Below are 25,774 nucleotides of genomic sequence, written 5' to 3'. Positions count from 1 at the left end.
AGCACCGATATTCATCGGTATCTAAGGACTTGCGACTTGTCGCTTGAAGCTTGCCTCTGTTGGTGCTTCCAACTACTTTTTTTGAAAGTATAGTTACCTGCACTGGCTTAAAGTTTACCCTGCCAGCGCTGTAGGCTGCTTGGGTTACCCCAAAAATTACTCAATCGGAGCTAAACCAGCTGCCCAACGTAGCTTCGCATAATATTTACGAAATTTGGCTTCGAGGCTTGCTAGTTTTACCCTGGATTCCAGCAATTGGTTTTCGCGGGTGTTTACCAAAAACAAATCGCTTTCGCCCACGCTAAACTTTTTCAGTTCTCCAGTACGTAACAAGTCGTAGCTTTCTACCATTTGTCTTTGTACCTGAATAAGCCTTTGTAAGTTAGTAAACTCATTGAAGTAGCTAATTACTTTGTTGCGTACTTCTCTTTGTTTTTGAGTAAGCTTAAGCTCAGTTTGGTTTTTCTTGATGCGTACTTGTTGTATTTTACCCCTTGCTTTACGCAAAAATAGGGGGAACTCAAATTTAAGCCCCACCTTATAGTTTTCTTGAAAAGCCACCGGCACCGCCTTGTCCTGGTTGTTACCTACCGGGTTGGTAAGTATTTGGTATTTTAGATCCACCCTGGGTTTTAGTTCGTCGCGTTGTAGGCGTTCTTCTACCCGCAGGTTTTTTTGTGTCAGATTCAAACTCAGTAACTCTGGGTGATTTTGAGCCGCTTGATCCAGCAAATCGCCTAGTTTAGGGGTATTGATGGGTACGTTATCAGAAGGAATTAAATTGCCTGACACTTCCAGTGGAATATTATCTTTCTGCCATAAATAGTTAGATAATTTAATGCGGGCATTGTTAGACTTAGTGTATACGTCTTGCAGTTCATACAAGCGCTTTTGCAATATAATTTTTGCTTTTACCGAATCTATGCCTGCCAATTCGCCCATTTTTACCCGTTGTTTTACGGCTTTATAGCGTACACTGGCAAGGTTATACCCATCTTTGATAAGCTCGAGTTTACGATGTGCCAGGTACCAACTCCAATAGGTTTGGGTAGCCTCCAGTAGTATTTGGTTGACCATAGCCCTACGGTCAGCCTCGGCTATCTCTATAAATGTTTTTGCTTGTCGCAATGTAGCCCGGCGGGTGTTGGTAACAATACCACGTCCCAAAGGTACCGATATGCCCAAAAAACCTAGTCCATTACTAGGCAATGAGTTTTCAGGGTTTAGAAAAATACCATTGTTTCGTTCATACCCTGCCTCTATAGCACCAATCCACAAGGGCACCTTCAACGAGGTTTTCCAGGTATTGAAATAATCTTTGCTTTTGAACTCTTTGCGCGAAAAATCAGATTTAAGTTTAGGATCAAAACCTTCTCCCCTGGTTTGTCTTAACCGTTGGCGTGCCATTTCGTTGAGCAGGCTTGCTTGTTTTACTATTGGGTGATGTTCTAATATTTGTTTATAAAAAAACTGAAAGCTCATCACTTGGACTTTCCCCGAATTTTTTAGCGTGCCACTGACCAAAGTCCCAGGTATTTGGGCTGAGAGTGCCTGATAGTTCAGTAACAATGCTAGTGTGATGTATGTAATAAATTGCACTTTCATATATCATTATTTTTTAGTCCGGGGTTGGTAACCCGGCTGCTATAGTCTACTTTCAGAGGTTTCCTTTCCTGGTTAGCAGTTGGTATTCTACCCTTAATAACTGACTGTTAAAGTATAGACTACCAACTATTCACTCAAACCCTATTAATTTTTTGCCTTCTTCTTCTTTTTTCCACCTTTGTCTTGTAAATCATCGTTAGGCTCTTCATACAAACTTGGAGGGAAGCCGTTCAACTTACGCCAGAATTCGTACCATATTGGCACATCTTTCAGCATTACCCAACCATACACTCCAGAGCCAGCCCTCAGTTGTTTGGGCCAGTTGCCGTCTTGCTCAGGATCAGGCACTACCAACAAACGATATTTACCTCCTTTACTAATGATATAGTCTATCACTTTTACCTGGCCACCAAAAGTACCTACCGACACACTAGGCCAACCTGATACCTGCAATGCAGGCCAACCATCAAACTCAAGACGTACATGCCTGCCTTTTTCAATCAACGGTACATCACGGGCGGGTACCATCAACTCTACTGCGATCGATGGGTTTGCTGGCATAACGGTGGCAATTGCCTCATTGCTTTTGATCATTTCGCCTACTCCTGATTTCAACGCCTTCACTACAAAACCGTTTTGTGGTGCCAATACATAATATTGCTGGTTGCGTATCTCTATGTTGGCGTATTTGTTACGTAGTTTTGATAGTTCTCCACGAGAGTTGGCAACATAGGCCTGGGTAGAGTTTTTTTCTGATTGTGACTTAAAAATCTTTCCTGTATAATCTGCAATCAACGAGTTGAACTCAATACGGGCATTGATGAGCTTGTTTTTTGAGATCAATAGTTTGTTTTGTAATGCTACTACTTTGGCATAGGTGTTTTGTAGTTTCAACTGGCGTTTTTCCCAATCAGTTTTTGAGATCAACCCATCGTTTCTATACAAACTATCGTAGCGACCAAACTGACTCTTGGCAATGCCATATTGCACTTGTTCTGCCTGTAAGTTGGCACTGTCGCTGATTACCTTAAGACGGGCTTGTTCATACTTATTGCGGGCTTTTTCAAGGCTAAACTTTTGGGCATCTTGTAACGCGCTGATTTGTTGATCCAGGGCCCTTACCTTGCCTTGGTTTGCCTCCATGCCCTCCCTTTTGGCAGTCACTTGCTCTTCCAAACGTTTGAGTAATTGCGGGTCAAAGTAATCAGACTTGACCTCAGATATAATGGCCAGGGTATCGCCTTTTGTCACAGATTGCCCTTCTTGTATTCTCCATTCTTTGATACGCCCGGCAATGGTAGACTGCACCACCTGAGGGCGGTCAGATGGACGCAAGGCAGTTACTTTGCCAGTGGCACTAATGTTCTGCTGCCAAGGCAAAAACAAAATGCCAATTAAGATAAGAAGCAACAGAATAAGAATGTAAGCAAGCCTACGCGCATTTCGGGGCGGGGTCAGGGTTTTCAACGAGTGTACCTTCTCGTTGATTTCTTTGTAATCTATTTTTTCGTTAGATATTTCAAGCATTCCTTTTAAATTATGTCTCTGATATACATTCCTTTAAATTGTAGAAATTAAAAAGGGTATAAAAAATTGAATTCCAATTAATTATACCCATAATTCATTGCAAAAGGTTATTATTATATCTCCTAAAACATCATAATAGCTTTTACAATGAATATACATTTTAAAAAAACTTTCGTAAAGAACTATCCTCTTTAGTAAAAAAATATTTTCGTGGTCATTTTTGTGAGGAGGTCAACATATTTACTACCATTTCGGAAACATTTGATAAATCGTGTTTGAGTTTAGAGGAATGCACTAAACTAGAAAAGCTTCTGCAGGTTTTTTATTTGGGTCAATTGGTAGGTTTACCTACTTTGAACAGTATCTTAGTGAAGCATGGGGTTGTGAGCAATTCTGCTCAAATCAGCTATCAAAAGTTGGCTTCTAATTTATCTATTAGCACCATTCGGAAGCTATTTGAAGAGGTTTTTTCGGCTCAGTTGGGTCAGGTACTCCAAGAAATGAGTGAAAAAGATTCAAGTTGTTGGTCAAAAACAACGGTCACTGTTGTGTTGGATGATAGCGTGTTTCGGTGTTGGCTATCTTCTCAGAATCATTTGAAAGATTTTGAGGAGTGCTACGGGAAATTTTTTAGTGGTCAGTTTGGTACAAGTGTGTATGGTTTTCGGGTGTTGACCCTTGGGGTGAGCATTGATGGGGTATTTTACCCACTTTTCTTTGATTTTATCAAGAAGAAAACCTCCAACGCTTATCAGAAACCAGCAAAAGTAGCTCAAAAGCTTGTGAGGCGCTGGGGAGAATATCGCAAAAAGCTGACTAGAACTGGGTATGATTTTCCTACACTTCACCTGAGTTGTGACAATGGATATAGTAATGAGGCTTTGGCAGAAAGTTGTGCCCAAAATGGACTTTGTTACATCAGTGTAACCAAAAAATCTCATTATGTGGTAATAGAGGGTCAAAAGGTAAAGCTCTCTGATTGGATTGAGAAAGAATTTATCCCAGCAGAGCAAGCTCATCAAGCGAGTCAAAAAATGCTTCCTGAGGAAGATAAAACCACTTTTAAAAGGAGAATAAGTGCCTATTATTGTAGCAAGAAACAAGCTGTAACTTTGCTGTTTTTTCGGCTCAATGGATCAAAGAAAGTAAGTGTTATTTATAGCACAAGTAAACATATTTTCGCCAAAACCTTGCGAAGACACTGGTTTCAGAGAACTTATATTGAACAGTTTTTCAAATTACTCAAACATGTGCTCCAAATTGGGGAAGCCAGAACAAAAGACAAAAAAGGTTTTGAATTCAAGTTATACCGATTTTCTTATGTAGCCTTGCACGCACAAAAACTGGTGAAATGGATCAGAAAACAAATGAAGGGTTTTAACAAAAAAGGGTTCATTACCATACAGCGAACCCTTAATTCAGACCCGGATATTTTAGACCTTTTGCAAGAAAAATTAATAGCAAACATTTGTAAATCAAATAGTTATAAACAATGAAATAATTACAATTTAAACATTCATTGAACTAACTAACCTCTATGGCAAACCATGTCGGTCTCTAGAGATCAAACGCTGAAAATTGAGGTTTCCTTTTAGGTTAAGGTAACTTCCTTGCGCAGCTACCTGTCCAGCACTTAAAAGCACAATTTTATCACATGATTCAAATAACAGCGGGTCGTCAGAAATACTCAGAATAATAAGTGTCCAGCCATTGCTTTTATCTTGCAAAAACTTCAGGATTTTTACTTTATCCCGGCGACTGATATGTTCAGAAAAATCATTAACAATCAATAACTTAGGGTGCGATACTACCGAACGTGCCAGAATAATTTTGGCAATGACACTTCCCGATAGTTTTTTGCCCGAAGAACCAATCTGGGTATACAAACCTTTCTTGAGCCCATTGATGTAGTCTGATAAACCAATCTTTTCTATAGCCCATATTACATCTTTGTAATTTACATCGGTACAACCCAAGGTGATGTTCTCCAAAATCGTTCCATCAAAAATCTCGTCTTGAGTCAGGTTTTTACTTATTTTGTCGCGCATAGCTATCAAGTTAATGTCACGTTGCGACAAGTGGTTTACCGTCAATACTCCTTCATAGTCGCTCAACATTCCGGTAATCACTTTCATGAGCGTATGTTTTCCAGAATCATTGGCGCCAGCTATACAAATATTTTCGCCTGGTTTAAACTCAAAATCAACTCCATTGATGGTATATTTAGGGTTGTCAGGATACTTGTATTTTAGGTCTTTGGCCATCAAGTGCATTCCCTCTTGGTACTCATCAAACACCACGTGTAATCCAGTGGCACGCTCGGTAGGCAAGTCAGTAATTTTGGCAATTTTTTCTACCGCAGTTAGCATATCATACACTGTATCCATGCTTACAATCAGTTTTTCTACCGAACTTACAATTAATACAATGATTACTTCAGAAGCTACCAGTTGCCCCAGAGTAATTTGTCTGTCTACCACCAAAAAAGTACCCAAAACAAGCAACCCACCAATAATAATAGTTTTGAATACCACAATATTGGCAAATTGAAGGAGCAACACCTTAAAGTGGCTCTTACGGTAGTGCAGGTAGTTGTTTACATGCTCATCCATTTTTTGTAGAGGCAAGTTGGTATGCCCTGCCATCTTAAAAGAATCTACGGTACGGGCAAGCTCTTGTAGCCAATAAGCTACTTTGTATTTATGGTCTGACTCTTTGAGGCTGGTTCGCAAACCTTTGCCTCCTGTGATGTAGAAAATACTCACTACAACCCCTACTAAAACCAAGGCAAACACCAAAAACGAAGGGTGATATAGCGACAATAGCAACAAACCAAAAAATATTTGTAGCAAAGCTCCGGTAATGTCTACAAAGAGTTTGGGCAAACCTTTTTGTAGTGTCAGCACATCAAAAAACCGGTTGAGAAGCTCAGGAGGGTAATATTTCAAAAAGCTCTCTATTTTTACTTTAGGTATACGAAAGGCAAACTCAAAGGCTGTTTTGGCAAAAACCCGTTGCTGGAGTGTCTCCACCAGGCTTATTTGCATAATTTGTAAGCCCCCGCCAGCCATCACTCCTATAATGACCAGGGCAATTAAAACCACCACTGAGCTAAAGACCATACCACCCGATACCAGCCCTATAGTTGCCTGAATACCCAGCGGCAATGACAAACTGATAATACCTACAGCAATGGCATATATATATATAAAAGCAATGATACGACGTTCGCCCTGTAGCAAACGAAACAAGCGTTTTACGGGGGTGAGTTTTTTCTTTTTTTCGTCTTGACCTTCTTTTCTGCTATAGTAATCATCCATGATATAATGCAGCGGAAACGCTGTAATGAGGATGATTTCGTTCTGCACGTTTACATCTGGAGACTTTTCGTAGGTAATTAGCTCAGGAATAATCTCTACCAGCTCTTTGATAGACTTTACGCAGTCGTCACAAAAATCGAAACCTTGTACTTGATTTTGTTGATTGTTATATATAATAATGGGAGCAAAAGCATTGTCGGGTAATCGCCTGAATACCAATACTGGGAAGTGTACTGATTTTATGAGCTGCTCCAGGTTATGGGGGGGGATATGATTTTTTAGTAGAGCTACATTTATTTGTTGCCCTTTTTCCATGAGGTGGTCAATAAAGGTGCCTACATGGTCAGCGTCGTAATGAATGTCTTCTACGTGCTGATCTCGCAGATCAAAGGGACTATATTTATGCTGATATATTTCGGCCAGCTTAATAATAATTTGCTCAATATTTTTAGTTTGCATCCGCAGCAGTAATTATAATGTTTTTAAACCCAAGCTATTATTAGGAATAGTTTGATTAACAAAGATAATAGTAAAACTATCATTATGTTTAATGAACTACTATTATTTGAAAAAGTTTAACAAAAAAACAGGGAGAAAACCAGCGCAAAAGAGGTTGTGTGCTTATCCTACTTAAATGATGGATTTTCTACATAGACATAACCATTTGCAATGGATTAGGTTTGCATAAAACAAGATAATTTTTAACAAGCTGTTGTCAACTCACTGGGGGTGGACAGGTTGAAATGAATAAATGCTCAAAAAACCGCGCTTACTTTATTGCCAAAAACACTGACTATCAGCCTATTTTGCCACACGAGATTGTACTATTTGCTGAAAAGCCTCACGATAGGTTTTGCCAATGGGAATGGGTTGGTCATTAATTTTTACCTGGTGTTTCTCAAACAAACTAATGTGCCTGAAAGCCACAATAAACGATTTATGTATTTTCACAAAGTCTTGGGCAGGCAGTAACTCTATGACCTCTTTCATAGAAAACAACGACATTACCTGTTGGTGTGGGGTTACAAACTTGACATAGTTTCCGGTGCTTTCTATATATAGTATTTCTGCTGTTTTTATTTGGTGAATTTGTGTACCACTTTTTACTAAAATGGTATCAGAAATATGGGTGGATGGGGTGCTTACTTGAGCAGTGGGGGCGGTTTTTTGAGTTTGCAAAAAATGCTGCGCTTTATTTACTGCTTTGAGCAATTGATCGAACTCTATGGGCTTGAGCAAATAGTCAACCGTGTAAAAATCGTAGCCCTGTAGGGCGTATTCAGCATAAGCGGTAGTAAAAACAACCACGGGTTGGCAGGTAATACTTTTGAGCAACTGGAGCCCGGTAATGTCAGGCATGTTGATGTCTAAAAAAACGAGGTCTACTTCGTGTTGTTGTAAAAAAGCAATCGCCTCTATAGCATTCTCAAAACACGCTAACAGTTCTATAAAAGGTATTTTTTGGCTATGGTGCCTAATGACCTCCAGCGCCATAAACTCATCATCTATGGCAATGCATTTAAGTTTTTTCATAGTTTTGTTAAGTATTAAATATCAATTATTTACATGCTTTTACCAAGCTCTCAGAAAAGTAATAAAAAAGCCCGCAATTCGCTTAATAAAAACCATACAAACCTTGCTACTTATTTGTAGATTTGCTTCACAATAGTCCATAGTATTTAGTCGATAGTCCATAGCTGATTCGAGTAAATGTTCACCTTGTTAAATGCTGTAAACCAGTATTTTATATTAAGATTGTATACTCACTTTATTTTTAAAAGTGTTTCGGTTTTATGCCTAAACACCCTATTAAATAGTTTTTAAATTCATAAATGACTGATAACCGAGCCTCTGGCGAGCTCAACAAAGTTAAATAGCAAACAACTTTGACTAAAATCACTGCGGAGTATTGCTTCAGTTATTTAATAAAACAAATCATTGATGAAACTACCACAACTTAACAAAACATTCAACAGATTAAGTATTGTAATATTTGTATGGCTTTGGGTGGGTACCCAAGCTGGGCAAGCACAGCATTACTTAAAAATAAAAAGTGTAAAACAGTTATATGCATTTTTTGAGCGTACTCCTGACCGCATTCCTATGGTGAGCGCCCACCGGGGTGGTCCGTCGGATGGCTACCCGGAAAACTGCCTTGCTACTTTTCAGAAGGTGATAAACGCCCACCCTGCCTTGATTGAATGCGACATACGTACTACCAAAGATCAACAGTTGGTAATGATGCATGACCGTACCCTTGACCGTACCACCAATGGCACCGGGCGGGTAAATGACCATACTTTAGCCCAACTAAAAAAACTAAAGCTCAAAGACAACCAAGGCAACCTGACCAACTTTAAAATACCTACACTCAAAGAAACTTTGCTATGGACAAAAGACAAAACCGTGTTGACGCTGGACATTAAGCGTGGGGTAAACGGCAAACAATTGGTAGACATGATTCGTGAAACCCGCACCGAAGCATCTGTGGTGCTGATTGTATACAACCTAAAAGACGCGTTAAAGTATCATATACTGCACCCTAAACTGATGATGTCGGTGTCGTTGCGCAAACCCGAAGACCTGAACGACTTGAAAAAAGCGGGGATTCCTTTCCAAAAATTAATGGCTTTTGTGGGGGTGGGTAAGTTTAAAGAAGATGCTCAAGGCGATTTTTCGCTCAAGCTAAGAACAGATGTGATCAAGGCGGCTCACCAACAAAACCTGTCTTGCACTGTAGGTACTATGTATAGCATAGACAAAGCGGGCAAACACGACGCTACGGTTTATCAGACCATTATCAAAAAATTGGGGGGGGACATTTTGGCTACCGATGCTCCCCAAGTTGCTTATGATGCCATCCACTCGGTAGCTCCGGCAAAAAGCAGTAAGCAACGCTATTACCAAAAAAAGTAACTACTGATTATAGGTAAACCTGCTGTTTAAGGAACTACTCAAGCAGCAGGTTTTTAATTGAAAATTGATGTTAAACATTTTTCATAACTATACTTTATGTTAAGTATAGTAAGCATTTACTGACCTATATATTCCAATAATCCGCAGTGATTTTAAATTGCTCCCTGCCAGCGTTTCTAACTACTTTTTCATAAGTTGCTAAAAATCAATGCAATAGAAAACTGTAGTTGCCTGTGAACCGAATCTACAGCAGTTTGCTGTGATGAGCCCAACGCAGTTAAACAAGGTGCAACTTGAAGCTTGTAGCTTAAAGCTTGCCCCCTGTGGGTGCCCCTAACTATGTAACCCTGGTACATGCACCTGATCTTTGCTCTTTTGGGTGTCGTTTTGGCGGTGCCTGCCCCCAAAATATTTATTGAACAAGTTTCCTTCCGACTCTTTGGCAGTCATACTTTCGGGTACCAACTTAAATGTGCAGGTTTTGCTTTTTAGGCTTGAGGCATAAGTAGCTACGTGCTCTTTCGCCAAAGGTTTGTCAAAGTATCCTGGCACAAACTTATCCATCAATACTTGTAAGGCTTCAGTGGCTTCGTCGAGGTCTTCTACTACCTCTACCTTGCCATAGGCTACCACACTAAAGTATACCACGCTCAAGTTGGCAGGCACTGCCGATATAGTAGAGCCATATTCTTCGTCTACAGTAAAGCAAGCCTTGGGATGTTGGGCAACGACCCGGTTTTTTTTGCCGGCATCTGAGCCATGAAAATAAAAGGCGCCTTTGTGCCATACATACGCCATTGGTATCACATAAGGGTATTCGCCATCGTACAACCCCAATTGTCCATTGCGGGCTTTTTGCAAAAACAGATTTACTTTTTGTGGGTCTTCTACCACGGCTTTATAATACCTTACGGGTTCTTTTAAAGTGCTCATTGTTCAATTGTTATATGATTAAAAAAAATTTACTTGTTTGCTAAAAACTTCTGCTCGCATTGTTTCTGTCAAGCTCTTTTTTACAAAAATTCAAAACCGTACACATTTTTTTAACAAAAGTTCTTTGCCTTTTAGATAAATTTATACAGTTAAAAAAAGCGATTAATCAGCAGTCTTTTGGGTTAAATTATTGATTCTTTGTCCTCAGGCATCCGTTCATTTTTTTCTTTAGCTAAAAAAACGAACCAAAAAAAGCCACCGCTGTAGTTTACTGTTGCTAAAATTTGCTTCATTCCGCCGAACCGCACGCAGGGCGAAGCCCAAGTTTTAAAATCCCGAACTTGATTCGGGGCTCTGCCTTTTCGGCTAAACAGCTCAAACATTCCCTCGTTCCTCGGTCAGTGATCTGTTTAGCTTACGCAGAGCTCGGCGCAGCAAAGCTGCAGCCTCGGTTTTACGGCTTCACTCTTCAAATTTCTTAACGCCAGTAAACTAAGGCGGAAAGAAAGATGCTGTTTTTCAAACACTTTTTGGGCTGATAAAATTAAATTCTACGCAAGTATTGGCAGTGAAAAATTAGTGTACGGTTTCAAATACAAAAATTAGGTTATATGGCTTATTTACTATTGCAAAGTTAAGGTAAACCTGTTACCTTTAAAAGATACAGTTTAGCACTAATTAAAGGATACAGATGTTACCATTGATCAACCCACAATCCCCTATCCCATTATTCGACCAGATTTATAGTTTTTTCAAACAATCTATCATTGACGGCAACATAGCCAAAGATGCTAAACTTCCTTCTATACGCCAATTGTCACGGTCTTTGGGTGTGAGCAATAATACCATTATTGCAGCTTATCAGCAGTTAAACGATGAGGGATATTTGGTCAATATTCCCCGCAAAGGGCTGTTTGTGGCAAACCTGGAGACTGAAGAAGTATACCCTAAGGGCAAACCAACGATTGCTCGCCTTGCCCTGCCTCGCGTACTCACCGATAAACCTCGTGCTCAGTATGCATTTAATCTCAATCAGGCAGCTATAGACGAGGCAGGCTTCCCGATGAAAGAATGGCGCAAATGCATTAACTGGGCTTTAGACAAACCTTCGCTGCAATATGGGGGCTACTTTGGTGAGCCTGCGCTCAAAAAAACTTTGGCCACTTACTTGTTCCAATCACGTGGGGTAAAAACCCAACCCGAGCAAATAGTCATTGGATCGGGTACTATCCAGCTTATGGGTTTACTAGCCACCTTGTTTAAAAACAGAGCCAAAGGAAAAGGTGTCAGGCAAATTGCTTTTGAGGAGCCGGGGTATCAGTCGTCGCGGCAAATATGGTTAGATTATGGCTACCAGGCTTTGCCCATAGAGGTAAACGAGCAAACCGGCATCAGGCTCGACCTGCTGACTCCCCACCAACCTGATTTAGTATACCTTACTCCTTCGCACCAATACCCCCTGGGTTGTATTATGCCTGTGGCACATCGCCTACAGGTGCTTCAATGGGCACAAGAAAAGCACAGTTACCTGATAGAAGACGATTACGACAGTGAGTTTAGATTCAAGGGCAAGCCCATTCCTGCTTTGCAAGCACTAGACACCCACGAACGAGTAATTTATTCGGGCACGTTTTCTAAAGCTTTTTTACCTGCGCTACGTCTGGCTTATATAGTATTGCCGCCTCACTTACTGCCTTATTTGCAAGATTTACAACACTTGGGACAAAGCGCCTCTATCAATATGCAGCGGGCAATGGCTATTTTTATGCAGGAGGGGTACTGGGACAGGCACTTACGTAAAATGAGAAAGGTTTACCGTCAAAAGTATGCGTATACTGTAGGGTATATCCAAGAAGTTTTTCAGGAAAAAGTCACGCTTGCCTATCATTATGCCGGGCTCAATGTGCTTATGAAGGTACATAGCAACGATAGTGAGCAAATGTTGGTAGATAAAGCCAGGCAAACCAATGTTTGGCTCATGGGCAAGTCTGACAGTTGGCTATTGCCAGGTAATATACCTGACACCCCTCACCTCTCTTTTGGCTTTGGCAAGCTCACGCTGGAGCAAATTAAAGAGGCAGTAGATGCTTTGTATAAGGCTTGGTTTGGGTAGACAAAATGCCCTACCTTGATAGTCAATTACTTCAAAGCATTTCTAAAAAAGCATCAAAAGAGGGAAGTAAATCAATGACAAAATATACGATGTGCAAAGCCATTGGTTCGTTAATTTCTCAATTAAAAAAAGCACCCCAGTTTTTGCTGAGATGCTTTTTTGTAACTTATTAATTTATGAACTTGTTTAAGTTTCTATTTAAAGGGTAGGTTTTGGAGTCTCAAGGGTTACTACACGTTCTACTGTGTTAAACGGCCCTTCTATCACATTACCAGCTTTGTCAATTAGCTCAAGCTTAATAGTTACTGTGCCTATCTCTAGTCCTTCTATAGCATAAGGTTGCCACTTGTCTATCAGGTACTCTCCACCATTAATAGTAGCCCTTACTTTGTTGCCATCAGGCGATAGCTCGGTGTTTAACAAAAAGAAATCAAGCAATAACTTGTCACCTTTTGCCCACTTGTAAGTACCCTTGGGACGACTGTAAAACAACTGAGGTTTTGTAAGGTCTATGCTATGTGGCTCAGCATCGCCCACGGTAAATTTTTTGACTACATAAGACTTTTTATTTTTTACACTTTCGTGGTAAGAGCGTGATAAAAACGCCAAGGCTACATACCCACCTTTTTCCAGGTCTTTTTTTACGGTAGGCTCATAGTGTGCCGAGTAAGGATCGTTGTTCAATATCCAGTGAATGTGTTGCCCTTTACCAGAGTTTGCCAAACTTTTGCCTTCTGCATCTGGGGTTTGCTCACCCAACTTATAGTTTTGCACCTCAAAGTTAAACACGTTTTCTCCTTCTTTGAGCTTGGCATCATCTGCTACGTCCTTCAAAGTAAGGCTTGCGTCGGCAAAAGCAGGTGAAGACACTGGCACCAGCTTATACCTTTTAGCCGAAACAGTCACAGGGTCGTCCAATGTTTTGGGAACAGAGTCTTTGGCGGTGGTAGTGTCTGTATTGTTATCAGTATTGCCTTCTTTGCCTCCACAATAAGTAAGAGTAAACAAACAGGCTACTGTGGCGATATTTAATAAAAGTTTTTTCATTGGAATGTAATTTTTTAGATTTTGGTTTTTTTGTAAAAAACTTCTTGTTTATTACAACAAAGAAAGCAGGTGGATAGTTTAAATCCAGTTTTTTCAAAAAAAAATACTTAGTAGTTCAAAAAAAGGATAATTTATTGATAAAAAAACTCGGTCTATCGCCTGTAGACCACATACTAAACTACACCAATATGAAATGGCTCAAAAGAATACTTATTTTTATAATAGGACTGGTGTTCACGGCATTCATCGCCTTTTTACTTGTCAATGAACCGTTGCCCAAAGGTGAAACCGGGTCAGCTGCTGATGATTTTGCCCGAAAAATGCAACAAGTCACCCACGTGCAAGCCTGGAAAAACACAGGAGCAGTGCAATTTTCTTTTGGGGGTTTAGGCTCTAGCCGCCACACACTGTGGGACAAGAAAAGGCACTACGCCCAAGTGCGCTGGGGTGAAACATATAATGTACTGGTAGATATTAATAAAAAACAGGGCATCGCACGTAAAAATGGTAAAGTTGTTCCGGGCAACAAGGGGCAAGAACTGGTGACCAAAGCCTGGAAAATATGGGTAAACGATTCGTTCTGGCTCAACCCAATTGCCAAGGCTTTTGACCCTGGTACTAGTCGGAGCCTTGTAACGCTGGAAGATGGCAGTAAAGGGGTGATGGTTTCTTACAGTTCGGGAGGCGATACTCCAGGCGACGCTTACTTATGGATAGTAGATAAAAACTTTTTGCCTACTCATTGGAAACTATGGGTGTCTATCATTCCGGTAGGTGGGGTCAAGTTTTCGTGGGAAAATTGGAAAACCCTCTCTACAGGTGCCAAAGTAGCTACTTTTCATGATGGGCTGATAGATGTTGAAATAAGTAATGTAAAGGGTGCCAAAGATTTGCTGGGACTTACCAATGGCAAAGACATTTTTGCTGAACTAGTACAACGGGAACTAAATTACTAATGATTTATTCAGCGACTTTTGCCCTCTTACTTCATCGCCAAAAAGTTAGATAGCTATGGCTATCCACCATTTTAACGATTCGTTAGAGAACACAATCCATCCAAATTAATTCATTATTTACTTAATCCCCATTGTACTAGAGATTCAGTAGCTTTTGAAGAGTTTTTAATTGACCCCCAAAACAAAAAGCAGTTTTTGCCAAGCCCAATCCACCAATGGACAGTATAATGTGGTGAAGCAGTAAAACAGAATGCCTAAAAATATGACAATGAAACGATTCTCATTTATCTATATTTCTCTTTGCCTCGTGTTGGTCTTATTGGTTGGACTACCCACGCAGGCACAAACAAAACGTTACGACGAATATGACCCAATAGCTGATTTTTATAATAGCTTTTGGTCTAAACCGCTCGAAAGGCTTGCCATGGGTAAACTTAACAGGCTGCTTGTGCCAAAACTAAAACCCAAAGCAAAAATACTAGACCTTATGTGTGGCACCGGGCACATTGCAGCAGCATTGCACGCTCAAGGTTATCAAATGACTGGGCTGGATGGTTCGGCCAAAATGCTGGAGTTTGCCAAACAAAACGTGCCTTCTATGGAGTTGTGGCTCAAGGATGCCCGGACATTTGAGACTCGCCAAAAATTTGATGCGGTGATATGTATGTCTGATGGGCTCAACCATATTATGCAACTCAAAGGGCTTACCCAGGCTTTTACGCAAGTGTATAAAGCATTGAAAAAGGGTGGGCGGTTTGTGTTTGACATGAACTGGGAACAACGCTACATCAAAGGTTGGAACATCAGAGGAGCACGATTTGAGTTTAAAAACTCAGAAGGCATTTTCACTTCTTCTTACAACAGGAATACTCGACAAGGCACGCTTAAGTTTTGGTTGTACTCGCCTATGGATGGCAGCAAAAAAACCTGGAAACGTACTCAATGGGAGCTCACCCAACATTGTTATACACCTGCCCAGATAAAACAAGCTTTAGAAAAAGCTGGATTCAAAAAAATCACGGTTTATGAAGCTGCTCAAGACTTAGACGACCAGCGCAACGCAGGCAGGGCTTATTATGTTTGCCAAAAATAAGCTTGGGTAAACCCCTGAAATCAGGCTATGATTCAATGGGTTTACGCTGGGTTGTCAAGCGATAGGTGAGCTCAAGGTAAAAACTCATGGAATTTTCACCCATTTTTTTTACCTTGAGTGATTGATTACTTTAGTAACACACCCTTATGGTCAAGGCTTTTTATCCTAACAAAACCCTTACTTTTGAACCCCGCCAGGGACGGCGCTTTGCGATTGGTGATGTGCATGGCTGCTTCAAAACATTGCATTACCTGGTAACTGAAGTCATACAACTGACTCAAGATGATCAACTTTTTTTGCTGGGCGACTATATCAACCGGGGCCCTGATAGCCCTGGTGTTTTACATTTTTTAATCTACTTACAACAAAACGGTTATCAAGTTTTTCCGCTTAGGGGTAACCACGAACAAATGTTGCTTGATGACTGGAAAGACTACCAACGCCTACACAGCACTCAATACCAATCCCACGTCAAAAACTGGACGCTCAATAACGCATTTATTGACAAAAACGGGCAACTTATGCCCGAACTTGATAAGTTTTTAAATAATTTGCCCTACTATTACGAATTAAACGACTTTTACTTGGTCCACGCTGGGTTTGATTTCGACCTAGGGGTACCCCATGCACTCGAAGACTTTGAGCGTATGTTATGGGTAAGGTATTTTGAGCCAGACTATGCCATTATTCAGCAAAAACCTATACTGCACGGGCATACTACCCGCTCGATAGACGAAATACAAGCATCGGTTAAAGATAGAACAGGTGCCATACCGCTTGACAATGGTTGTTATAAAAGCTTACGAGAAATCTACAACCCTTATTATGGTAGCTTGTGTGGGCTCAATCTGGACTCGTTTGAGTTAGTAGTAGTTGAAAATATGGATCGATCCTGATGACACACTCAATATGAAAGGAATTAAAATACACAAACCAACCCAAGGGCAAAGGTGGGTAGTAGCCGATGTCCACGCTAACCTCAAGACATTACAGTATTTGGTAGAAAAAAAACTACGGCTGAGGCTGGAAGATCAACTTTTTTTGCTGGGCGATTACCTCAACCGGGGCCCTGATAGCAAAGGGGTGATTGATTACCTTATAGAGTTGCAAGATGATGATTTCCAGCTATATCCGCTTAGGGGTAACCACGAACAAATGCTGCTCGACTCGCACGAAAAAGCCAAAAACTATTCTGAAGAAGAACTGCGCCTGCCTAGCATACAACGTGGCAGGGGGCTCAAAGACGCTAAAAGACAACTGTACCCCAAGTACTTGAACTTTTTAGGTAGCTTGCCTTATTATTATGAACTTGATGAGTTTTATCTGGTACATGCTGGATTTAATTTTACAGTAAAAAACCCCTTATCTGACCTGGATGCCATGCTTTGGACCAGGGATTTCACGGAGAGGTTTATCCCTGAAAAAATCAACTACAAACGTGTAATCTATGGGCACACTACTACCCCACTATCTGCCATAAAGGAAGCCGTGACCAATAAAGCCCAAGCTATACCACTAGACAATGGCTGTTATAAACATAGCTTGGATGAGTACGGGCATTTATGCGCCTTTAATTTGGATACGTGGGAGCTTGTCTGCCAAAAAAACCTGGACAAAGGAAGTGATGCACAATAAATGGGCAAGGGTTGCTAGGCTTGCATTGTATAACAGTAGCTATTTTTTTGCCCATACTACAGCATAACATCAATGGTATAAAAAACATTACTTTATATGAGTTTATTTCAAACCATTAAGAAGCCTTTGAATGGACGCCGTTTTGTGGTAGGTGATGTGCACGGCTGTTGCCTAACGCTTCAGCAATTAGTATGGAAACACTTGCAGTTTACAACCCAAGACCAGCTTTTTTTACTGGGTGATTATATTGACCGGGGTCCAGACGGGGCGGGTGTGCTTGACTTCATCATTGGCTTACAACATCAAGATTATCAGGTATACCCACTCAGGGGCAATCATGAACAAATGTTGCTTACTGCCTGGGAAAGCTTCCAACAACTTGACCCTGACACTAAGGCACTTACTTGTTTTGCTGACAAAGTCAGGGATCAATCGATGGTTGACCACTCGCAAGACTGCTTATTGCCTCGCTTTGAGCGCTGGCTCAACAACTTACCTTATTATTATGCACTGGATAATTTTTATTTGGTGCACGCCGGATTCAACTTCAGGAAGGCTGCCCCCTTTGAAGATTTTTATGCGATGCTCTGGACAATGCGGTTTAACCTGAAAAGGTACCATGCGATTAAAGCCCAACGCAAACACGTGGTACATGGACACCAAAAAACCTCCCTCCCTGAGATAAAGGCAGCCGTGGCGAGCCGTGCCAAAGTGATACCATTAGACAATGGTTGCTATAAACACCATATAGAGGACTATGGTCAATTGTGCGCCCTTGATATAGACAATTGGGAGTTGTTTTACCAACCCAATATAGATTTTGACCGATGAGCACGCCACTATATCAAACCATAAAAAAACCGACCAATGGACGCCGTTTTGCGGTGGGAGATGTGCACGGCTGTTGCCAAACACTCAAAAAAATGGTTGAAGAGACGCTTCAGCTTACTAAGGATGATCATTTGTATTTGCTGGGCGACTACATTGACAAAGGGCCAGATAGTGCCGGAACAATCGACTACATTATGGCGTTGCAAGCCCAAAGCTACCAAGTGTACTGTTTGCGGGGCAATCACGAAGAAAACCTGCTGCAAGCCTGGCAAGAATATGATAGTCGTACTTTTAGATTGTTTGTCTCCAGAATTAATAAATCGGGGGACTTGTTAACCGAAGATGCCCAGATAAAACCTGCCTATCTTCACTTTTTTAAAAACTTGCCCTATTATATAGTCTTGGACGACTATTACCTAGTGCACGCGGGGTTTGACTTTACAAAGATGATTTTTTAGTACATTATGACGCTATGCTAAGGTTAAGAGGCCCGCGGGTGATACCACCCAGCAAAGAGGCAGTGCAAGGCAAAACAATTTTACATGGGCACGAGGTGTTTTACCTGGATGAGATAGTACAACGCATTAACGCACGCAGTCTGACTATTCCGTTGGATAATGGTTGTGTGTATACCAAAAAACACAAGCGCCTTGATTATACCAAAACGGGGCGCTTGTGTGCTTTTAATTTGGATACTTACGGATTGACTGCCATCAAAAATATAGATGTTTGATGGAGTTCAAAGTCTTGACAAGGTTCTGGCCCCGCACGCGGGATGTTGGCATAGCCTCCACTAAGTACACCCTTCCCACTAAAACTTATGCCAAGGGCAACCGTGTAAAAGCATAGTGCCTGCAATGGGGCAAATAAAAAATCAACCAAAACAATTATATCCAAACATTCTCCACTCATACAAACAAATCATCATTATATTTTATTGAAATGTGTTAGGTTACTGACATTTGGAGGAGCAAATATTCGCTTAATTTGTACTGTTCAACATTTAAACTTTAGCTAATGAGATTACATTTTTTTAAAACCTTATTATTTTTGAGCACCTTTATCTTTTTGATAGCTGCTTGCAAAAAGCAAGAAGCCGTGAGTCCTACCACCAACACAACAAGCGATACCGCTACTTACCGGCTTACTTTTACCGCCAATTGGACATCCAACTCACACCCCACTGACTACCCCAGCAACCCACACTTTTCGGGCTTGATAGGGATGAGCCACAACAGTGATGTTACATTGTACAAAACAGGAGAAAATGCGTCAGAAGGAATTAAAGTAATGGCAGAAACAGGAGGTAAAACACCTTTAACCAGCGAAATCAATGCCCTGATTCAAAATAAAACGGCTTTTGAACTCATTAGCGGTGGGGGAGTAAGCACTGGCACAGGCAATGTAAGTGTAGAGTTTAAGGTAACCAAAACCCACTCTCTGGTAAGTATAGTATCTATGATAGCCCCTAGCCCCGACTGGTTTGTAGGCGTTTCGGGGGTAAACCTATTGGAAAACGATCAGTGGGTAAGTTCAAAAGAGGTTTCTCCGGGTACTTATGATTCGGGTACCGACAGTGGCACTACTTTTACCTCGGCAAACCAGGCTACCTCTCCTGCAACTCCAATAAGTATCATTACCAGCGCACCTTTGGCAGTAAATGGTACGGTGGCTCCATTGGGCACTTTTAAAATTGAGAAAATAGATTAAGATTTGAGTGATGAAGCACCCAAGGCAATCGTTTCATAAAATACGGTTGCCTTGGGTGTTGATATATAAAACTTTAAAAAGCTTCAGTAACTGATACATATACGCCATTGTTGTCTCTACCTACACCATAGTCAACTCTTAGGTTTATTTTTTCTTTGGCGTCAAGCGCAATGCGTACCCCACCCCCTACCGAATACTTGAGGGCGTTAGCGTCTAAGTCTTCACTTTTATTGAATACATCGCCCAACCCGGCAAAAGCTACTACACCCAACCTTTTCAAAAACATATATCGGTATTCTACCTGAGACGCAATAAAGTTGTAGTCGCGGAAACGATATTGAGCATACCCCCGCAAAACACTGTTGCCTCCTGCCCTTGCCAGGTTAACAAAGGGAACCTCGCCGGTATTGAACGTCATGACGGTGTTGGTAGCAATTACCATTTTTTGGCCAATCGCAAAATATTTGTTAAAAGTAAAATTGTAATTGCTGTAGCTAAAATTACTCCCTAAGACTCCATCAAACAAATAGCATGAAGTTTCCAGAAAAAAACCTCTGGAAGCACTTACTACATTGTCGCGGGTATCTATCATAAACACCAGGCCAAGTCCCGAATTAATTCCTCCTTTGGTTCCTTCTACCTGGCTGGACTCCAACGATTTACCCTGCTGCAAGGTCATATTATAGTATTTGCTTATCTCATAGTCCAGTCCCAGGTATACGTTTTTAACCAATTGACGGGAGACCCTGGACTGAAACCTAAGCAAATCATAAGAGTAAGTTTCTTCAGCATCGTTTAGGGTAAGGTTACCCACCCCATAATAACGATCAGGATAGTTGCGGTAACGCGCCTCACCTGACCAAATGTAATCATTGTCATTCATAAATATTCGCCATTGCCCCCATACATCCAATTGTTTGTTTTGGGTATAATCAGAGGTAAGCTGAATGTAAGACAAACGACTGTGAGCCGCTTTTTTGCCAGGAGTAATAAATTTGAAATGGTAGGCTACCATTCCACCTGCAGCCCAGCGGGTATCAGGGCTGTAGTACACCAATGGCAAAGCAATGAAGCCATCTTTGCGCTGTTTCTTGAAAAACGGGGAGTTACCAGTTGTGTTTTTTGGAGAAAGCCTGCTGCTATATTGGGCAGTATCCGCCGGATGTAATATTTCCTTATAGTTTTTAGGCTTAGCAAAACAATTATTTGTAAGCAAATAGGGTGTAAGCACAAATAATATAAGGTAATGGTATATTTTTTTATTATAATCAATCATAAATGCCTGAGCAATAGATGTATTTTCTTGGTGTATTTTTCACAAAATTAGTGAATATTAAACATTCTTCAAACCTAGATGGGTCTTTTATACCCACGGTAATCAAAACAAAAGTTGTACTTTAAGAACAGTACGTAGTTTAAACTCCAAGTGTAACAATTTATTATATCAATACCAGATACAAGGTTACAAGCAGCAAACTACAAGTCCTTAGGTACCGATGCATATCGGTAAGACAAGTAACTGTTTTTGAACCCCTAAAAACACCAACACTTGGCTTACAATTTTTTTTGTTTTACAATTTGCGACTTATACCAAGTCTGATTGAAAACCTATACAAACTTGTAGTGGTCTTTTTTGGCAAGACCAAGTTCTTCGCTATCGTTACCCGCTCTCTTGGTCAGCTGCGCTTAAGACCAAGAGGAGGGGACAAGCTTGGTGATGGCTTTTAGAAAAAACACCAACACTTGGCTTACATTTTTTTTTGTTTTATAATTTGCCACTTATACCAAGTCTGATTGAAAACCTATACAAACTTGTAGTGGTCTTTTTTGGCAAGACCAAGTTCTTCGCTATCGTTACCCGCTCTCTTGGTCAGCTGCACTTAAGACCAAGAGGAGGAGAATACATGTTTTTGAAACCCTAAAAACACCAACACTTGGCTTACATTTTTTTTATTTTACAATTTACTACTTAGGTTATAGTAGCCAAAAAGCCTTTTCAATCGAGATAATTGAAAAGGCTTGGTGTATTGATCTTAAAGTTAAACACATCTAATAAGCAGGCATAGTACCCTTATAATGAGTAAATTACACTTACTTATAGCTAATTACTTGCTGCTACTTATGATTGCTTTTCGGGCAAAAAGACCTCTGCCATCATACAGCGGGCACTCCCCCCCTCATGATCTTCTATGGTATACAAAGGCGGAGCCACTATTTTCACTTTTTGCTCAAGGGCATTGCGTTGGTCAGGGGTCAATGACTTGAGTGCACGCGCTGACATCACCAACAATCGGTCGCCTTGAGTACTTTGCACTTCCAACATATTACCAGCAAATTGGGCTATTTGCTCCGTCGACAACGCTACAATTTGTTTGTGGGTTTGCTGAAGTTTGTCTACTACTGCCTTACGTTCGGCTGCATTGGGCAATAAATCCAGACAAATCACGGCAAAGTCTTGCCCCAGGCACATCATTACATTTGTATGATAAATGGCCTGCTTTTGCTCATCTACAGCATCGAATAACAAGTATTCATAGCTCAGTTTTTCGGCTACTACCTGCAGCACTTGTTCGTGGGTGCGCTCCGACCTACAGGCGTATATGACCTTATGGGGGCGGTCTATGATCATGCTCCCTGTGCTTTCGAGGTATTTGCCTGAACTTTCATAGGGTGAAAAATCAAGCAAAATTTGTTTATCAAACTGTTGCTCCAGGGCAATCAGTATTTCTTCCTGGCGCTCTTCGCGACGGTTGGGAGCATACAGGGGATACAAAATCACCACGCCCTCTTCGTGAAAAGATACCCAGTTGTTAGGAAAAATAGCTGAAGGCTTGGGAGGATGGGGAGTATCGTCAAAAACCAATACGTTGACTCCAGCCTCACGCAGCATTGCCACCATGCCATCGAACTCTGCCTGGGCTTGTTGCAATACTTCAGCATCATTGGCTTTCTTTGTCTGAAAAGCATTGTTTTCGGCAGTTTGAGGGTTATGCCCAAAACTGACTGGGCGTACCATCATAATATTTGCAGTGGTCTGTTGCATATTTATATATTCATTTTAAATCACCCAAGAGGGTAAACAATCAACTATTACCTACCTCTCAACTCTACTGGTGTGCTCTTTAGTAGCCTTGACAAAGTCAAAAGTTCCACAGCAACACATTACCTGTTACAGGTGGGTTTTATAGTTTTATTTAGCAACAAATTAAAGCATTTTATCAGGAGATTATTCCAGTATTTGCCAAAAAAAAATGCCTTGAGCAAGTAGCTCAAGACATCATTCAATTTTTATTCATTATAATAGGCTATCAATAGTCAGTATTGATTGGCGCTTTCGGCAATGCGCAAATGGTACCCATTAATTTCTTTGATGGTATACTCTCTCACTCCCCAGGGTTTGTCTTCTATGTCCGACACAATCGTAACATCTTTGAGGGTGTGCTCTTCATAAATGGCGTCTATGCCTTCTACAAATAGCATTACCTCAAAGCCTTGCATGTGCTGCACCATTTCGGGGTTTTTGCCAAACAACAGCTTCATGTTGTCACGACTAATGCCTGCATCGGTAGGTGGGTCGCCCCAAAACCACTCTTTGCTAAAGCCCAGTACATAACGATAATAGGCAATGGTTTCCTGCAAGTTGTTCACTGGCAAAAAGGGTACTGTGTGGGAGAATTTCTTGGTTGTTAGCGCTGTTTCCATAATTTTTGATTGTTTTTTTATTTCTTCAAGTCATCTATCCCAAAATAATAAAATTTAACCTTAAAATTAAGCAAAACAGCACTAAACCCTTCAACTATTGTGCTTATAGCTTCACCAAACGCTTTAGGGTTGCTTCAAGCATTTGCCTCAGCTATAGGCTAACCCACCCGCTCAGTAATGCCAGCAGCTACCATCATTTCTTCACGTAAGATCATATCGGCAGCTTTTTCGGCAATCATGACCACAGGGGCATTGGTGTTGCCCCTGGTTACATTGGGCATAATAGAAGCATCTACCACTCGTAAACCATTGACTCCATACACTTTTAGCTCTGCATCTACCACTGCCATTTCGTCGTCACCCATTTTGCAGGTAGAGGTAGGGTGGTACAAAGTTTCGCCCGTAGCACGAATCAAGTCTTCTATTTCCACATCGTCGGTGGGGCGAGCAGCAAAGCCATGCCACCCTTTACGATAAGGCGCAAAAGCATTGGTCATGCCCAATTTTTCGGCAAGTCTAAAACCCCATACCGAACGCCGGATGTCATCGTCGGTGCTCATATAGTTATGATCTATGGCTGGGGCAGTATTAAAGTTTGCCGAAGCCAGTTTTACAGTGCCTTTACTACTCGGATTGAGCACTTTCCCTCCAATAGAGTAACCGTTGCCCTTTTCGGGATTTTTGAAACCGTGCGATAAAAAATAAGCCGGAGCAAAATGGTATTGAATGTCGGGCGAGGGTTGATCGGGCGAAGAGTAAACAAAGCCTCCTGCTTCGCCTATGTTGGTGCTAAACATGCCTTTTTTGGTGAGTAGGTATTGAAACAAGTTTTTGAATATACCCGGAAAGTTTTCTGCCGAATCGAGCGAACGTTTGTAATTACTGTTAAACAGGGTAAAGTACACCATGTGGTCTTGCAGGTTTTGACCTACTCCGGGCAAATGTTTTACTACGGGCAAACCCAGCGCTTGCAAGTCGTCGCCATTGCCTATGCCCGAAAGTTGCAACACTTGCGGGCTGTTATAAGCCCCTGCACTTAGTATTACCTCTTTGCTGGCTTTAGCTTCGTACTTTTGTCCATTTTGGTGGTATACCACACCTACTGCCCGCTCGTTTTCTATAATAATGCGCTCAACCTGGGCTTTGGTTTCTACCTGGAGGTTTGTTCTTGCCATGACTGGGTGCAGGTAAGCTTTGGCAGTGCTACAGCGTTCTCCCTTGGTTTGTGTTACCTGATAAAACCCGAAGCCTTCTTGGGTAGCTCCGTTAAAGTCTTCGTTTGTATCATAGCCCAGCTCTTGTGCTGCCTGTACAAACACCTGTGACAAATGATTGGTATAGCTTCGGTTGGTTACATTGAGAGGTCCACCTTTGCCATGAAAGTCATTTTGAATAATTTCTTGATTTTCTGATTTTTTAAAATAAGGAAGTACTTCTTCATAAGACCAGCCCAGGTTGCCCAGGGTACTCCATTCGTTGTAGTCTTGGCGGCTCCCCCTGATATAAATCATGGCATTGATGCTGCTACAACCTCCCAGCACTTTGCCACGAGGCAAATACATTTCACGGTTATGCATGGTGGGTTGGTTGACTGTAGTGTAGCCATAGTCTACCTCTGTTTTGAACAATTTGGGAAATCCAGCTGGAATTTTCACGTTTTGCAGGTTGTCTTTACGCCCGGCTTCCAGTACGAGCACTTGATTTTTCGGGTTGGCACTCAGGCGATTGGCAAGTACACAGCCAGCAGATCCTGCCCCGATAATGATGTAATCGAAGTTATTTTGCATAAGGTTAGTGTGTGTAATATATATTGAATAATTGATTATACTCTAACAGACGTGGTTATTAAAAATAATGCACTTTTATTGGTCAGTGGTTAAATAACAAGGTTCAAAATAAATTCTCAGATTGAAGTATCTAAAACCAGACGAGACGCTTGTAGCCTTTGGTTGGGCTCGTAGCTGTAGCTATGAGCAAGGCTTATCCCCTATAAGGAACGCTCTTTTTGAACTTCTGTATGTGAGAAGTTTTATAAAAAATTTTAAATAAGCGATTTTTAACGCCTAAAGAAGCACAAAATATTGAAAGTCTTATGTAAATTTAATGACCGAGCGTCACAATAACTAATATTTATAAAACATCTTAGAATAATTCAGCTTAAATACCGCACAAAAGAAGGGAGGTTTGAGCGGTTGCTTACTCTACCCTACTATTTTTCACCCTGATTTGTGTCTCTACCAATGCATATCGGTGTACAAAAAACAACTTTTTTTAGGGTTTCGATCGGTTGGAGGGGACACCATAGCTGCCAAGCTAATATTCTTTCACCCCGTGAAACATCTTTCAGTGTCCAAGTTTTGGCGATTCGATCAGCGCGTGAGGACAC

21 protein-coding genes are annotated in these 25,774 nt (G+C 41.1%); 11 read left to right on the top strand and 10 right to left on the bottom strand.

All coding sequences use genetic code 11. The features are described 5' to 3' along the window. Positions 1-156: 156 nt before the first annotated feature. On the bottom strand, positions 157-1,605 hold the full coding sequence (locus M23134_RS23585; RefSeq protein ID WP_053337367.1) for a TolC family protein: 1,449 nt from the start codon (positions 1,603-1,605) through the stop codon (positions 157-159). Between the two features lie 144 nt (positions 1,606-1,749). After that, the gene (locus M23134_RS23580; RefSeq protein WP_002700252.1) at positions 1,750-3,132 is read right to left on the bottom strand and encodes an HlyD family secretion protein; all 1,383 of its coding nucleotides are present in this window, start codon (positions 3,130-3,132) and stop codon (positions 1,750-1,752) included. 353 nt (positions 3,133-3,485) lie between these two features. Between M23134_RS23580 and M23134_RS23575 the strand changes: the two genes are divergently transcribed. Beyond that, complete coding sequence (locus M23134_RS23575) at positions 3,486-4,628, top strand: hypothetical protein (RefSeq protein WP_157558275.1); 1,143 nt, start codon at positions 3,486-3,488, stop codon at positions 4,626-4,628. Positions 4,629-4,667: 39 nt separating this feature from the next. Here the strand turns inward: M23134_RS23575 and M23134_RS23570 are convergent, their stop codons facing one another. Together M23134_RS23570 and M23134_RS23565 are read right to left on the bottom strand one after the other, a co-directional pair. Beyond that, positions 4,668-6,911: a peptidase domain-containing ABC transporter gene (locus tag M23134_RS23570; protein ID WP_002700250.1), complete on the bottom strand. Its 2,244-nt coding sequence runs from the start codon at positions 6,909-6,911 to the stop codon at positions 4,668-4,670. Positions 6,912-7,253: 342 nt separating this feature from the next. Beyond that, on the bottom strand, positions 7,254-7,985 hold the full coding sequence (locus M23134_RS23565; protein ID WP_002700249.1) for a LytR/AlgR family response regulator transcription factor: 732 nt from the start codon (positions 7,983-7,985) through the stop codon (positions 7,254-7,256). Positions 7,986-8,393: 408 nt separating this feature from the next. On the opposite strand from M23134_RS23565, the gene M23134_RS23560 reads away from it, so the two are divergent. Continuing rightward, positions 8,394-9,368 carry a glycerophosphodiester phosphodiesterase family protein gene (locus M23134_RS23560; RefSeq protein WP_002700248.1) on the top strand — a complete coding sequence of 325 codons (975 nt, stop codon included), beginning with the start codon at positions 8,394-8,396 and terminating at the stop codon, positions 9,366-9,368. 333 nt (positions 9,369-9,701) lie between these two features. On the opposite strand, the gene M23134_RS23555 is transcribed toward M23134_RS23560, so the two are convergent. After that, a complete protein-coding gene (locus tag M23134_RS23555; RefSeq protein WP_002700247.1) occupies positions 9,702-10,301 on the bottom strand; it encodes a pyridoxamine 5'-phosphate oxidase family protein in 600 nt (199 codons plus the stop codon). 691 nt (positions 10,302-10,992) lie between these two features. Between M23134_RS23555 and pdxR the strand changes: the two genes are divergently transcribed. Beyond that, complete coding sequence (gene pdxR, locus M23134_RS23545) at positions 10,993-12,414, top strand: MocR-like pyridoxine biosynthesis transcription factor PdxR (RefSeq protein ID WP_002700246.1); 1,422 nt, start codon at positions 10,993-10,995, stop codon at positions 12,412-12,414. A gap of 198 nt (positions 12,415-12,612) precedes the next feature. Here pdxR and M23134_RS23540 read toward each other — a convergent pair whose 3' ends face one another. Then, positions 12,613-13,461 (bottom strand): hypothetical protein, encoded by an 849-nt coding sequence (locus tag M23134_RS23540; protein WP_002700242.1) that lies wholly within the window; start codon positions 13,459-13,461, stop codon positions 12,613-12,615. A gap of 188 nt (positions 13,462-13,649) precedes the next feature. Between M23134_RS23540 and M23134_RS23535 the strand changes: the two genes are divergently transcribed. The 8 genes from M23134_RS23535 to M23134_RS23500 all read left to right on the top strand — a co-directional run bounded on the left by M23134_RS23535 (position 13,650) and on the right by M23134_RS23500 (position 19,686). Beyond that, positions 13,650-14,417 (top strand): hypothetical protein, encoded by a 768-nt coding sequence (locus M23134_RS23535; protein WP_002700240.1) that lies wholly within the window; start codon positions 13,650-13,652, stop codon positions 14,415-14,417. A 268-nt stretch (positions 14,418-14,685) separates the two neighbouring features. Then, positions 14,686-15,510, top strand: coding sequence for a class I SAM-dependent DNA methyltransferase (locus M23134_RS23530; RefSeq protein WP_075164067.1), 825 nt, complete (start codon positions 14,686-14,688; stop codon positions 15,508-15,510). A gap of 146 nt (positions 15,511-15,656) precedes the next feature. Further along, positions 15,657-16,406 carry a metallophosphoesterase gene (locus tag M23134_RS23525; RefSeq protein ID WP_002700236.1) on the top strand — a complete coding sequence of 250 codons (750 nt, stop codon included), beginning with the start codon at positions 15,657-15,659 and terminating at the stop codon, positions 16,404-16,406. A 13-nt stretch (positions 16,407-16,419) separates the two neighbouring features. After that, positions 16,420-17,145, top strand: a complete 726-nt coding sequence (locus M23134_RS23520) for a metallophosphoesterase (RefSeq protein WP_002700234.1) — start codon at positions 16,420-16,422, stop codon at positions 17,143-17,145. 96 nt (positions 17,146-17,241) lie between these two features. Then, positions 17,242-17,976 (top strand): metallophosphoesterase family protein, encoded by a 735-nt coding sequence (locus M23134_RS23515; RefSeq protein ID WP_002700232.1) that lies wholly within the window; start codon positions 17,242-17,244, stop codon positions 17,974-17,976. Continuing rightward, the gene (locus tag M23134_RS23510) at positions 17,973-18,434 is read left to right on the top strand and encodes a metallophosphoesterase family protein (protein ID WP_002700231.1); all 462 of its coding nucleotides are present in this window, start codon (positions 17,973-17,975) and stop codon (positions 18,432-18,434) included. Before M23134_RS23515 ends, M23134_RS23510 begins: the two co-directional genes overlap by 4 nt. A gap of 14 nt (positions 18,435-18,448) precedes the next feature. After that, the gene (locus tag M23134_RS23505) at positions 18,449-18,709 is read left to right on the top strand and encodes a hypothetical protein (protein WP_045114201.1); all 261 of its coding nucleotides are present in this window, start codon (positions 18,449-18,451) and stop codon (positions 18,707-18,709) included. Between the two features lie 284 nt (positions 18,710-18,993). Next, positions 18,994-19,686 (top strand): spondin domain-containing protein, encoded by a 693-nt coding sequence (locus M23134_RS23500; protein ID WP_002700227.1) that lies wholly within the window; start codon positions 18,994-18,996, stop codon positions 19,684-19,686. A 73-nt stretch (positions 19,687-19,759) separates the two neighbouring features. On the opposite strand, the gene M23134_RS23495 is transcribed toward M23134_RS23500, so the two are convergent. From M23134_RS23495 to M23134_RS23480, 4 genes are all read right to left on the bottom strand, one after another. After that, entirely contained in the window at positions 19,760-20,962 is a 1,203-nt protein-coding gene (locus M23134_RS23495; RefSeq protein WP_002700225.1) for a BamA/TamA family outer membrane protein, read from the bottom strand. Positions 20,963-21,805: 843 nt separating this feature from the next. Further along, on the bottom strand, positions 21,806-22,729 hold the full coding sequence (gene ctlX, locus M23134_RS23490) for a citrulline utilization hydrolase CtlX (RefSeq protein WP_002700223.1): 924 nt from the start codon (positions 22,727-22,729) through the stop codon (positions 21,806-21,808). A gap of 272 nt (positions 22,730-23,001) precedes the next feature. After that, a complete protein-coding gene (locus M23134_RS23485) occupies positions 23,002-23,388 on the bottom strand; it encodes a glyoxalase superfamily protein (protein ID WP_045114200.1) in 387 nt (128 codons plus the stop codon). A 158-nt stretch (positions 23,389-23,546) separates the two neighbouring features. After that, complete coding sequence (locus tag M23134_RS23480) at positions 23,547-25,175, bottom strand: GMC family oxidoreductase (RefSeq protein ID WP_002700220.1); 1,629 nt, start codon at positions 25,173-25,175, stop codon at positions 23,547-23,549. Positions 25,176-25,774: the final 599 nt, after the last annotated feature.

The sequence above is a fragment of the Microscilla marina ATCC 23134 genome (genome assembly GCF_000169175.1).
Taxonomy (GTDB): domain Bacteria; phylum Bacteroidota; class Bacteroidia; order Cytophagales; family Microscillaceae; genus Microscilla; species Microscilla marina.
Note: the sequence above shows the minus strand (reverse complement) of the source record. Positions and strands in the feature narration are given on the sequence as shown.

Bases quoted from the DNA above. Each gene is read 5' to 3' on its own strand.
- M23134_RS23580 (WP_002700252.1), bottom strand. From the start codon at position 3,132: ATGCTTGAAATATCTAACGAAAAAATAGATTACAAAGAAATCAACGAG.
- M23134_RS23515 (WP_002700232.1), top strand. From the start codon at position 17,242: ATGAGTTTATTTCAAACCATTAAGAAGCCTTTGAATGGACGCCGTTTT.
- M23134_RS23495 (WP_002700225.1), bottom strand. From the start codon at position 20,962: ATGATTGATTATAATAAAAAAATATACCATTACCTTATATTATTTGTG.
- M23134_RS23570 (WP_002700250.1), bottom strand. From the start codon at position 6,911: ATGCAAACTAAAAATATTGAGCAAATTATTATTAAGCTGGCCGAAATA.
- M23134_RS23585 (WP_053337367.1), bottom strand. From the start codon at position 1,605: ATGAAAGTGCAATTTATTACATACATCACACTAGCATTGTTACTGAAC.
- ctlX (WP_002700223.1), bottom strand. From the start codon at position 22,729: ATGCAACAGACCACTGCAAATATTATGATGGTACGCCCAGTCAGTTTT.
- M23134_RS23525 (WP_002700236.1), top strand. From the start codon at position 15,657: ATGGTCAAGGCTTTTTATCCTAACAAAACCCTTACTTTTGAACCCCGC.
- M23134_RS23535 (WP_002700240.1), top strand. From the start codon at position 13,650: ATGAAATGGCTCAAAAGAATACTTATTTTTATAATAGGACTGGTGTTC.
- M23134_RS23520 (WP_002700234.1), top strand. From the start codon at position 16,420: ATGAAAGGAATTAAAATACACAAACCAACCCAAGGGCAAAGGTGGGTA.
- M23134_RS23510 (WP_002700231.1), top strand. From the start codon at position 17,973: ATGAGCACGCCACTATATCAAACCATAAAAAAACCGACCAATGGACGC.
- M23134_RS23505 (WP_045114201.1), top strand. From the start codon at position 18,449: ATGCTAAGGTTAAGAGGCCCGCGGGTGATACCACCCAGCAAAGAGGCA.
- M23134_RS23480 (WP_002700220.1), bottom strand. From the start codon at position 25,175: ATGCAAAATAACTTCGATTACATCATTATCGGGGCAGGATCTGCTGGC.
- M23134_RS23565 (WP_002700249.1), bottom strand. From the start codon at position 7,985: ATGAAAAAACTTAAATGCATTGCCATAGATGATGAGTTTATGGCGCTG.
- M23134_RS23555 (WP_002700247.1), bottom strand. From the start codon at position 10,301: ATGAGCACTTTAAAAGAACCCGTAAGGTATTATAAAGCCGTGGTAGAA.
- M23134_RS23540 (WP_002700242.1), bottom strand. From the start codon at position 13,461: ATGAAAAAACTTTTATTAAATATCGCCACAGTAGCCTGTTTGTTTACT.
- M23134_RS23530 (WP_075164067.1), top strand. From the start codon at position 14,686: ATGAAACGATTCTCATTTATCTATATTTCTCTTTGCCTCGTGTTGGTC.
- M23134_RS23485 (WP_045114200.1), bottom strand. From the start codon at position 23,388: ATGGAAACAGCGCTAACAACCAAGAAATTCTCCCACACAGTACCCTTT.
- M23134_RS23560 (WP_002700248.1), top strand. From the start codon at position 8,394: ATGAAACTACCACAACTTAACAAAACATTCAACAGATTAAGTATTGTA.
- pdxR (WP_002700246.1), top strand. From the start codon at position 10,993: ATGTTACCATTGATCAACCCACAATCCCCTATCCCATTATTCGACCAG.
- M23134_RS23500 (WP_002700227.1), top strand. From the start codon at position 18,994: ATGAGATTACATTTTTTTAAAACCTTATTATTTTTGAGCACCTTTATC.